The 9,930-nt window shown below is 73.2% G+C and carries 10 protein-coding genes; 4 read left to right on the top strand and 6 right to left on the bottom strand.

Annotation, left to right across the window (positions count from 1 at the left end; translation table 11 throughout):
* Positions 1–713 (top strand): polysaccharide deacetylase family protein (locus B7P34_RS33475; protein WP_223268498.1); only part of this gene is annotated, 713 nt, incomplete at its 5' end.
* 23 nt (positions 714–736) lie between these two features.
* Here B7P34_RS33475 and B7P34_RS37845 read toward each other — a convergent pair.
* The 3 genes from B7P34_RS37845 to B7P34_RS33465 are packed head-to-tail and all read right to left on the bottom strand — an operon-like array spanning position 737 to position 2,390.
* Positions 737–877, bottom strand: a complete 141-nt coding sequence (locus B7P34_RS37845; RefSeq protein WP_189383256.1) for a hypothetical protein — start codon at positions 875–877, stop codon at positions 737–739.
* 14 nt (positions 878–891) lie between these two features.
* Entirely contained in the window at positions 892–1,560 is a 669-nt protein-coding gene (locus tag B7P34_RS33470; RefSeq protein WP_106681931.1) for an ABC transporter, read from the bottom strand.
* On the bottom strand, positions 1,557–2,390 hold the full coding sequence (locus B7P34_RS33465) for an ABC transporter ATP-binding protein (protein ID WP_106681930.1): 834 nt from the start codon (positions 2,388–2,390) through the stop codon (positions 1,557–1,559). The genes B7P34_RS33470 and B7P34_RS33465 overlap by 4 nt, the downstream gene beginning before the upstream one ends.
* A 46-nt stretch (positions 2,391–2,436) precedes the next feature.
* Between B7P34_RS33465 and B7P34_RS33460 the strand changes: the two genes are divergently transcribed.
* Positions 2,437–3,144, top strand: a complete 708-nt coding sequence (locus B7P34_RS33460; RefSeq protein WP_223268497.1) for a peptidyl-tRNA hydrolase — start codon at positions 2,437–2,439, stop codon at positions 3,142–3,144.
* A gap of 66 nt (positions 3,145–3,210) precedes the next feature.
* Entirely contained in the window at positions 3,211–4,494 is a 1,284-nt protein-coding gene (locus B7P34_RS33455; protein ID WP_223268496.1) for a hypothetical protein, read from the top strand.
* 28 nt (positions 4,495–4,522) lie between these two features.
* Here B7P34_RS33455 and B7P34_RS33450 read toward each other — a convergent pair whose 3' ends face one another.
* Positions 4,523–6,397 carry a transglycosylase domain-containing protein gene (locus tag B7P34_RS33450; RefSeq protein ID WP_223268495.1) on the bottom strand — a complete coding sequence of 625 codons (1,875 nt, stop codon included), beginning with the start codon at positions 6,395–6,397 and terminating at the stop codon, positions 4,523–4,525.
* Positions 6,398–6,737: 340 nt separating this feature from the next.
* On the opposite strand from B7P34_RS33450, the gene B7P34_RS33445 reads away from it, so the two are divergent.
* On the top strand, positions 6,738–7,148 hold the full coding sequence (locus tag B7P34_RS33445) for a BlaI/MecI/CopY family transcriptional regulator (RefSeq protein WP_106681927.1): 411 nt from the start codon (positions 6,738–6,740) through the stop codon (positions 7,146–7,148).
* A 5-nt stretch (positions 7,149–7,153) separates the two neighbouring features.
* Here B7P34_RS33445 and B7P34_RS33440 read toward each other — a convergent pair whose 3' ends face one another.
* Both B7P34_RS33440 and B7P34_RS33435 read right to left on the bottom strand, forming a co-directional pair.
* Entirely contained in the window at positions 7,154–8,974 is a 1,821-nt protein-coding gene (locus B7P34_RS33440) for a phospholipase C (protein ID WP_106681926.1), read from the bottom strand.
* 19 nt (positions 8,975–8,993) lie between these two features.
* On the bottom strand, positions 8,994–9,930 hold a 937-nt coding region (locus tag B7P34_RS33435; RefSeq protein WP_106681925.1), incomplete at its 5' end, for a Dyp-type peroxidase.

Genomic DNA, 9,930 nt, shown 5'->3' with positions numbered 1-9,930 from the left:
GGCCCCTGGCCGCGCCCACCCTGCCCCCGGGCCCCGGCGGGACCACCCCGGTCTTCTCGCACGGCCGGCGCGACGGCGCCAAGCGCGTCGCGCTCACCTTCGACGCCGACATGACGGCGGATCAGGACAGACGGGCCGCGCGCGGGGAGCGGTTCGACAACCCGGAGCTCGTCGCGACGCTGCGGAGGCTGAAGGTGCCCGCCACGGTCTTCATGACGGGCAAGTGGGCCGAGCAGTACCCGGACCAGGCGAAGTCCATCGGCGCCGACCCGCTCTTCGAGGTCGCCAACCACTCGTACAGCCACCACGCGTTCTCCACGCCCTGCTACGGCCTCCCGGCCGTGGCGCCCGGCTCCGCGCGGCAGGACGTGGAGCGGGCCTCCGCCGCGTTCCGGAAGGCGGGCGTGGAGCACACCGTGCCGTACTTCCGCTTCCCCGGCGGGTGTCACGACGACGCGGTCCTGCGCGAGATAGCCCCCACGAAGGTCACGGCCGTGCAGTGGGACGTGATCAGCGGTGACGCGTTCGCGAAGAAGTCCGGCCCCGTCGCCGACCAGGTCCTGGCACAGGTCAAGCCCGGCTCGGTCGTGGTCATGCACTGCACGCACAGCGCCGCGCCGGCCACGGAGGAGGCGGTCCGGCGCATCGTGCCGGAACTGCGGGCCCGCGGCTACGAATTGGTCCGGGTCTCGGACCTGATCGCCGCCCGCTGACGGACGCGCCCGTGCCCGGCGGGTCAGCCGGAGCAGGCCGTGCGCTGCGCCTCCTGCCATTCGCACACGGGGCACAGCGTGATGCCGGGCCGGTCGGCGGGGTACTCGGTGGGCTTCGCGCACTGCACGCAGTCCGCGAACGCCTCGTCGTTGCGGTCGCTCATGTCTCCATCCTCGCCTACGTCCGCCGGGCGGCGAGCGCGCAGGCCACCGCGACGGCTCCGGCCGCCAGGGCCGCCGCGGCGGCGAGCGGCAGCAGCGGTACGTGCACGACGCCCGTACGGGACCCCGTGACCAGGCCGGTCACGGCCGCGTTCGCGGGCGACGCCCCGGCGAACAGCACGGCGACCGTGGCGAGCAGCGTCGCGGGCACGGCCCACGCGGTGCTGCGCAGCAGCGGCCGGTTGCACAGCGCCCCGACCGCCGTGCCGAGCAGCGCGCAGGCCGCCGCACACACCAGCCCCGCGGCGGTGGCGGACCCCATGGGCACCACCGTCCGCCGGTCGGCGGTGTGCGGGTCGCCGACCGCCGCGACGATCCCCGTCCCGGCCGCGGCCAGCAGCAGCGCCGCGCCCAGGGCGACGGCGACCGCGGCCAGGTGCACGCGCCACGGGCCGGCAGCGGCGGCGGTGCAGTCCCGCGCGGCGGACGGCTCGTTGGTCACGCAGACCCGGACCAGCCACGCGGTGACGGGCAGCAGCGTGGCCGCCGCCCACCCGGCGCAGTCCAGCACCGGCTGGCCGCTCTGCACGCCGACGGCCATGGAGCCGCCGTAGAGCAGCAGCGGCGGCAGCCAGCGGTGCGAGCGCAGGAGGAGGGCGGCCTGGTAGCGGAGCAGGGCGGTCACGGGTGCGGGGCCTCCGTTACGGAGCGGATGTGCCACGGGGGCTGGGCGGCGAGGAGGATGCGGAGCGTGTCATCTGTTCGCGGCCGGGCCACGGTCAGTCTGATGGCGCCGTCGCTCAACGGCTCCGGCACGCCGGGGAGGCCGGCGGGGAGCACGGCTCCGGGCGGTGGTTCGACGACGATGTGCATCGTGGGCTGCCGCGCTGAACGCGCGGCGTCCTCAAACGCCGGACGGGCTGAGTGGTTGCCGAGCCGCAGCACCGCGCACGGCTCCCCCGCCAGTCTCCCCGGATCGTGGTCCACGAAGACCACCCGCGCCCCGCCCGCCACCCGCTCCCGTACCGCCGCGTCGAGGACGCCCCGCGACGCGCGGTCCAGGCCCGTCCAGGCCTCGTCCAGGACGAGCAGCCCGGGCGTGCCCATCAGCCCCTGCGCGACGGCGACCTTCTGGCTGGTGCCCTTGGACAGTTCGGACAGCGGCGTGCCGGCGTACGCACCGGCGCCGAACCGCTCCAGCCACTCCCGCGCCCCGCGGGACGCGGCGGCGCGGCCGAGGCCGTGGACGCGGCCGAGGTGGGTGAGGTAGGCGCCCGCTGTCATCGGCAGCGCGGCGGGGAAGCGTTCGGGGACGTAGGCGGTGCGGGGCCGGCCGGTGATCCGGCCGGCGCTCGGGGCGTCGATGCCGGCGAGCAGCCGCAGCAGCGTGGACTTGCCGCTGCCGTTGGCGCCCTCGACCCGCAGCAGGGTGCCTCCGGGGATGTCGAGGTCGAGGTCGCGGAGTATCCACGGCCCGCCGGGCCCGTAGCGGCGGCCCACCCCCGTGAGTCTCATCCGGGCAGCTTAAGGGCGCCGCCGGGCGGCTGGCAGACTGGGGGCCGTGACCAGCCCTGACGCACCCCAGTTCGTCCTGCCCCTCGTCGTCCGGATCGAGAAGGACGCCCCGCCCGCCCGGACCGATGCCCTGGAGACCGCGGCGCGCGCCGTGCTGACGCTGCTGTCGGACGAGCGGGCGGCCGCCGGGACGGGGCCCGGCGGGGAGGACGGCGAGTGGGCTCAGGCCGTGCGGGACTGGCAGGACTCGCGGATCCGCAAGGTGGTGCGCAGGGCGCGCGGCGCGGAGTGGCGCAAGGCGTCGGCGCTGCCGGGCATCACGGTGACCGGGGAGCGGGCGGAGGTGCGGGTCTTCCCGCCGGTGCCCCTGGACGGCTGGCCCAAGGAGCTCGTGAAGCTGCAGGTGTCGGGGACGGACCTGGACGATCCGGAACCCCCGGCGGAGCCGGACCCCGCGCTGCCGGTGCTGTGGATGAGCCCGGAGCTGGAGATGTCGGCGGGCAAGGCCATGGCGCAGGCCGGGCACGGCGCCCAGCTGGCGTGGTGGGGGCTGGACGACGCGGCCCGGGCGGCCTGGCGCGCGGCCGGTTTCGCGCTGGCGGTGCGGACGGCGGACCCGGCGCACTGGCCGGAACTGTCGGCGAGCGGCCTGCCGGTGGTGCGGGACGCGGGCTTCACGGAGATCGCGCCGGGCTCGTGCACGGTGGTCGCGGACCATCCCGCACTCCGTTACGGAAGCGTTCAGAGGGGCTGATGGGACTCACAGGGAGACCTGTGATACTGGCGGAGAACATCTGTTTTGGCGCCAGGGGGTAAGAAGTTGTCGAAAAGGACCGTGCGCGGCACGACGGCTCTCGTCACCGCGGGTGCCGTCGCCGCGCTCGCGATGGGCCTGACCGCCTGCGATGCCGACGAGAAGAAGGACGGCGGCAAGAGCTCCGCGTCGGCCGCCCCGGGCTCCCCGGGCTCCGCGCAGAGCCCGGCCGGCGGCGAGGCCGGCGCGGAGGACGGCAAGAAGCCCGAGGAGAAGTGGGACGGCAAGGTCAGGGTGCTCGGGGACGGTTCGACGTCCTACACGGGCCCGCAGCCGAACCAGCCCAAGCCGGAGAAGCTGAAGCCGGGCGAGAAGCCGCCGCAGTTCGTCGTGTTCTCCTGGGACGGCGCGCTGGAGGGCGACGACCACCAGTTCTCGCACTTCCGCGAAGTGGCAAAAGAGAACAACGCGAAGATGACGTTCTTCCTCACCAGCATGTACCTGCTGCCGAAGTCGAAGGCGTCGCTGTACAAGCCGCCGCAGCACAAGCCGGGCGACGCGGCGATATCCTTCGCGACCGACCCGCACATCAAGGACACCCTGGTCCAGCTGCGCGGCGCCTGGCTGGACGGCAACGAGATCGGCACGCACTTCAACGGCCACTTCTGCGGGGGCAAGGGCGGCGGCGAATGGAGCGTCGCCGAGTGGAAGAGCGAGATCGAGCAGTCGTACTCCTTCGTCGAGAACTGGAAGACGAACACGGGCCTGACGAGCCTGCCGCCGCTGCCCTTCGACTTCAAGAAGGAGCTGGTGGGCGGCCGCGCCCCCTGCCTGGAGGGGCAGAAGAACATGCTGGCTGCGGCGCAGCAGTTCAACTGGCGCTACGACGCGAGCTCGCCCGGTGACTTCCAGATCTGGCCGTCGAAGATCAACAACATCTGGAACTTCCCGCTGCAGCTGCTGCCGTACCCCAAGAGCGAGAAGCAGGTCCTGTCGATGGACTTCAACTTCCTCTACAACCAGTCCGGTGACAACACCAAGGGCGACCCCGCCAAGTACGCGGAGTGGCGCAAGCTGACCCGGGACGGCTACCTCAACGGCTTCGAGCGCGTCTACAACGGCAGCCGGGCGCCGATGTTCGTCGGCAACCACTTCGAGGACTGGAACGGCGGCATCTACATGAAGGCCGTCGAGGACGTCGTGAAGGCGGTCTGCAAGCGCGACGGGGTGCGCTGCGTGTCCTTCAAGCAGCTCGCCGACTGGCTGGACGTCCAGGACCCGAAGGTCCTGGCGAAGTTCCGCGGCCTGGACCCGGCGCAGTCGCCGGACTGGGCCACGCTCGTCAAGTAGGCCGGGGGCGCACCCCCGGCCCCCTCCGTCACTTCTGCTTGACGGCCGTCATGTACTTCGTCCAGATGTCGATCGGGTACGTGCTGCCGGCCGCGTCCTTCGGGGCGCCGCCCAGGCCGTCCAGCGGGAGCAGCTCCTGCGTCTTGGGGTCGATGCGGGAGAGCGAGACCGCGGTCGAGACCTTGCCGCGGTAGCCGGCGAACCACGCGGACTTGTTGCCCTGTCCCGTGCCGGTCTTGCCGGCCACGTCACCGGCCGCCTTCGCGGTGGTCGCCGTGCCGCGCCGGACCGCCTCCCGCAGGGCGTCGTCCACGGCGGTCGCGACGGTCTGCGGGAGGGTCCGCTCGGCCTTGGGCTTCTCGACGGGCACCTCGTTGCCGTTGCGGCTGAGCCGGTCGACGGAGTACGGCTCGCTGTGCAGGCCCCGGGCGGCGAAGGTGCCGTAGGCGCCGGCCATGCGGATGGCGCTGGGGGTCGCGGTGCCCAGGGAGAAGGCGGGCAGCTTCGTGCCGAGGCTGCTCTCCAGCAGGCCCGCGTCGACGGCGGCCCTGCCCGCCCGGTCCAGGCCCACGTCCATGCCGAGCTGCATCATCGGGGTGTTCACGGACTGTGCGACGGCCTCCTTGAGGGTCACCTTCCCCCAGGACTTGCCGCCGTCGTTCACCGCCTTGACGATCTTCCCGGAGCGGTCCCAGTACGGGCCCTCCGGCGTGCGCAGGCTCACCTTGTTGTCGCCGTTGTAGACGGTGGCCGGGGAGACGGGCGTACGGGGCTTGCCGCGCTCCAGCTGCACGCCGTCGCGCAGGGCGGCCGCGTAGACGAACGGCGTGAAGGCGGTGCCCGCCGGGACGACGGACGAGTTCGCGTCGTTGAACCCCTGCTGGAGGTAGCCGGGGCCGCCGTAGAGGGCGACGATGCGGCCGTCGGTGGTGACCGAGGCCGCGCCGATGCGCACGTCCTTGTCGGCGTCGCGCTTCCCGGGGTCGAGCCGGCCCTTCACTTCCTCGGCGGCCTTCGTCAGGGCCGCCATGGACGGCTTCTCGAAGGTCGTGCGGATCTGGTAGCCGCCCAGGTCGAAGTCCTTCTCGGTGACGGGCGTGTGCGCGCTCACGTACTGCCGCGCCGTCTCCACCAGGTAGCCCGTCTGCCCGGTCAGGCCGGCCGGCTTGGGCGGCGCCTTCGGCTCCGGGAAGGTGGTGTAGCGGGCCCGCTCCTCCTTCGGCAGCTTGCCGATGGCGACCATCCGGTCGAGGATCCAGTTCCAGCGCTCCACCGCCCGCTCGTGGTTCTTCGGGCCCAGCGACGGGTCGTAGAGGCCCGCGCCCTTGAGCAGCGAGGCCAGGAAGGCGCCCTCGCTCGCGTTGAGCTGCGAGACGTCCTTGCCGTAGTAGGCGTGGGAGGCGCGCTGGATGCCGTACGTGCCGCGGCCGAACCAGCTGGTGTTGAGGTAGCCCTCCAGGATGTCGTCCTTGCTCATCCGGTTGTCCAGCTTGATCGCGATGAACATCTCGGTGAGCTTGCGCGTGAAGGTCTGCTCCTGGTTGAGGTAGGCGTTCTTCACGTACTGCTGGGTGATCGTGGAGCCGCCCTGGGTGCTGCCGCCGGTGACCATCTTGGAGACGGCGTGGACCATGCCGCTCGGCGAGACGCCGCTGTCGGAGTAGAAGGTCTCGTTCTCGGCGGCGAGCGCGGCCCAGCGCACCTTCTCGGGGACCTTGTCCAGGTCGGTGTCCTGCCGGTTGACCTCTCCGGTGCGGGCCATCTCCGTGCCGTCGGCCCAGTAGTAGACGTTGTCCTGCTGGGTCGCGAAGGCGTTGAGGTCGGCGGGTATGTCCGTGCGCGCGTACATGATCGCAACGAGGACGGCGACGGCGCCCACGACGGAGGAGCAGAGCCCGGCCACCTGGCGCCACGACGGTATCCAGCGCCGCCAGCCCTGCCGGCCCGGGCGCGGGTAGACGGGGCGGAGCCGGCGCGGCCAGCGCAGCGCGCTCAGGCCCGCGAGGCCGCGCTTGCGGGGGGCGGCGCGTCTACGGCGGGCAGGGCCGGAGGACCGGCGGCCGGCCGGAGCGGATGGTTTCCGGGCATGCGTGGCACGCGCCCCTCTTCGTCGCCCTTTTCGTCGTTCGAACACCGCTCGACCCTATGGGGTGCGCACCCATAGCGTAATGTCTTACTTCCTTGTAAAAGCATTAAATCTTGGGTCATACCCCGCGAAACAAGCGAAGGACCGCCGGAACGCCATGGAAACAGCCACACCGCCCGTCGTCGTGCGCCTCCCCCGACGCCGCGCCAACGGGGCCCTGGAGGGCGAGGTCCTCGCCGCCCTGCAGCGGGCCGAGGGGCCGCTGACCCCGCGCGAGGTGCAGGCGCAGCTGTCCGGCGAGCTCACGTACAGCACGGTGGTGACGATCCTCTCCCGGCTCCTCAGCAAGGAGGTCCTCACCCGGACCCCGCGCGGGCGCGCGTACGCGTACGCCCCGGTCACGGACGAGGCGGGCCTGGCCGCGCGGCGCATGTGCCGCATCCTCGACGGCGTCCCGGACCGGGAGGTCGTCCTGTCCCGCTTCGCGGCGGAGCTCCCGCCGGCGGACGCCGCCCTCCTCCGCGCGCTCCTGTCGGACGGCCTGGCGGGCATCCCGGCCCAGAGGTAGCGGCGCTACCGCCCCGTGCGTCGGGCCCGGCGGCGCAGCAGGAGCGCCGCCGCCCCGCACGTCGCCGCCCCGCCCGCCGCCAAGGCGACCGGTTCCGGCTCGGCCGGTTCCTCGGCGGGCGCGTCGCCGTCGACGATCTCCGTCACGACCGGGTCGACCGTGCGGATGTTCCCGACCGACCGCACGGAGCCGTCCGCGTTCAGCAGCACCCGCTTCCCGTTCGGGTGCGCGAAGTCGAACATGCCCAGCAGCGAGCCCGCGCGGGTGTCGAAGGACGAGCCGCCGACCGGCTCGGTGTCCCAGTTCCACTCGATGAACCCGAGGACGGACGTCTGCTCGGTCGGCGTGTGGTCGACCGCGTTGACCTTGCTGTAAGGGGAGATCACGAGCAGCGGCTGCCGCGGCCCCGGCCCGCACCGGCCCTCGTGCCCGCCGGCGGCCGCGGGCGCGGCCCGGCAGGCGGGCCCGTCGAGGGGCTTGCCGTGCGGGCCCTTGCCGGCGAGCCGGGAGCCGTTGCGCGGCGCCGCGTAGGCGTGGTCGTACCAGCCGTCGGAGTCGTCGTAGGCGACGACGACCGCGGTGTCCTTCCACTGCGGCGCGCTCTGGATCTTGTTGATCCACTCGACGAGGAACCGCTGCTCGTCGAGTGGCCCGGAGTAGCCCGCGTGCCCGTCCTGCGCGGCGGGGGCTTTGAGGAAGCTGACGGCGGGCAGCCGGCCCGCGCGCAGGGCGGCGTCGAAGTCGGTCAGGTCGTACTGGTGGTTCGCCCGCCCGGCGTGGCCGATCTCGGCGACGGAGCGCGGCGGGAGGTGGTGCGGGTTGGCCGTCGACCGGTAGTACTGGAACGGCTCGTGGTGCGGGAGGTAGTCGACGACGCGCGCGCCGCCGGTGTTGGTGTGCGTGCGGCCGGAGCAGCGCGCGTGATGGCCGGGCCTGCCGTCCCAGGGGGTGCTCGGGCGGAAGCCTCCCTGGAACCAGCCCCAGGAGATGTCCTCGTCGGTGAGCACGTCCCCGATGGTGCGGCCGGTCATCTCGGCGAGGGGGCTGTGCCCGGTGCGGTCCTTGTTGGAGCAGTCGTCGTAGGCGGGCTCGGGGTCGGTGACGACGGTGCCGACGCCGTCGGCGTCCGGCGCGGTCACGACGCGGCGGTCGGGCTCGGGGGTCCGCTCGGGCCGCTCCGTGCCGGAGGCGGGGTCGGTCGAGACGACGCCGTGGGTCTGCCCGGAGACGAGGTTGAGCGCTCCGGGCGTGGACGGCCCGTACGTGGTGCTGAAGGAGCGGTCGTTCAGGGCGTAGTGCTGGGCGTAGTTCCAGAGGGCGGTGACGGTGTTGCCGTCGTAGTAGTCCATGACGAGGCCGGGCTCGCCGAACAGCCGGCCGGAGCACTTCCCGGAGTCGGTGTTCTGCACGTACCTGTCGGCCTTCCCGCCGTTGGCGGCGTACTGCTCCGGTCCGTAGGAATGGTTCTGGTCGCAGGTGAGGGCCTGGCGGGCGGACAGCCGGCGCGGCGGGTACTGGTTGGGGTTGTGGCGCAGGAGGCCGGCCGTGCGCAGGTTGTCGACCTTGGCGGGGGTGCCGCGGGCGGGGGTGAAGCGGGTGCCGTCGGTGTTGGCGGCGTGCGGGTAGGTGGCGAAGTAGTGGTCGAAGGAGACGTTCTCGTCGAAGATGACGACGAGGTGCTCGACCGGGGACTCGGTCGGGGCCCAGTCGCCGGGCGGCGGGGACGTGGCGGTGGCGGGGGACGCGGCGAGGACGGCGGTGGTGGCGAAGGCGGCGACGAGGGCGGCGCTCCGTCTCGTACGGGTGTGAGTACGGGTACGGGTCATGTGGTCTCGTTCCTTCGGTTCAGGCCAGCAGGGCGCGGCCGTACCAGTCGGCGCGGTCCCGCACGCCGGGCAGGGCGAAGAAGTACCCGCCGCCGAACGGCGTGACGTAGTCGGTCAGCGGCTCCCCGGCGAGTCGTTTCTGCACGGCGGTGAACTGGCGCACCGGGTCGCGCTGGTAGCAGCAGAAGAGCAGGCCCTGGTCGAGGGTGCCGTTGCTGTCGGTGCCGCGGTCGTAGCTGTACGAGCGGCGCAGCAGCCGGTGCGCCTCGCTGCCGGGGGTGCGGGGGTGGGCCAGGCGGATGTGGCTGTCGAGGGGGGTCACCTCGCCCGTGGGGTCGTGGGCGTAGCGGGGCGCGTCGGTCTCGCGGGCGCCGTCGAGGGGCGCGCCCGTGTCGCGACTGCGGCCGATGACGCGCTCCTGCTCGGAGAGCGGGATGCGGTCCCAGAACTCGGTCAGCATGCGGATGAGCCGCACGACCTGGTAGCTGCCGCCGGCGGTCCACGGCGGCTCGCCGGCGTCCGGGCCGGTCCACACGAGGCGGTCCATGAGGCGGGCGTCGCGGGGGTCGGGGCCGGAGGTGCCGTCCTTGAAGCCGAAGAGGTTGCGGGGGGCGCCGGAGGGGCGGGGCGGTGGGTTGTGGCCGTTGATCCGCCAGCGGATCTGCAGGGCGCCGCGGGTGTGGCGGGTGAGGTCGCGCAGGGCGTGCAGCACGGTGTCGGGGCTGTCGGCGCACAGCTGGACGGCGAGGTCGCCGTGGCACCAGGCCGGGTCGGGGTCGTCGTCGGGGAAGACGGGCATGGTGCGCAGGAGGCGGGGGGCGCGGCCGGCGAGTCCGTAGCGGCCGTCGAAGAGCGAGGCGCCGGCGGAGACGGTGACGGCGAGTCCCCCGTCGGCGGGGACGTCCGGGCCGAGGAGGCCGGAGTCGGGGGGCGGGGCGGTGATGCCGGTGGGGGCG

Origin of the sequence: Streptosporangium nondiastaticum, from assembly GCF_003011965.1 — a bacterium.
Lineage (GTDB): Bacteria > Actinomycetota > Actinomycetes > Streptomycetales > Streptomycetaceae > Streptomyces > Streptomyces nondiastaticus.
The sequence above is the reverse complement of the archived record's forward strand: the minus strand, read 5'-3'. Positions and strand labels throughout refer to the sequence as shown.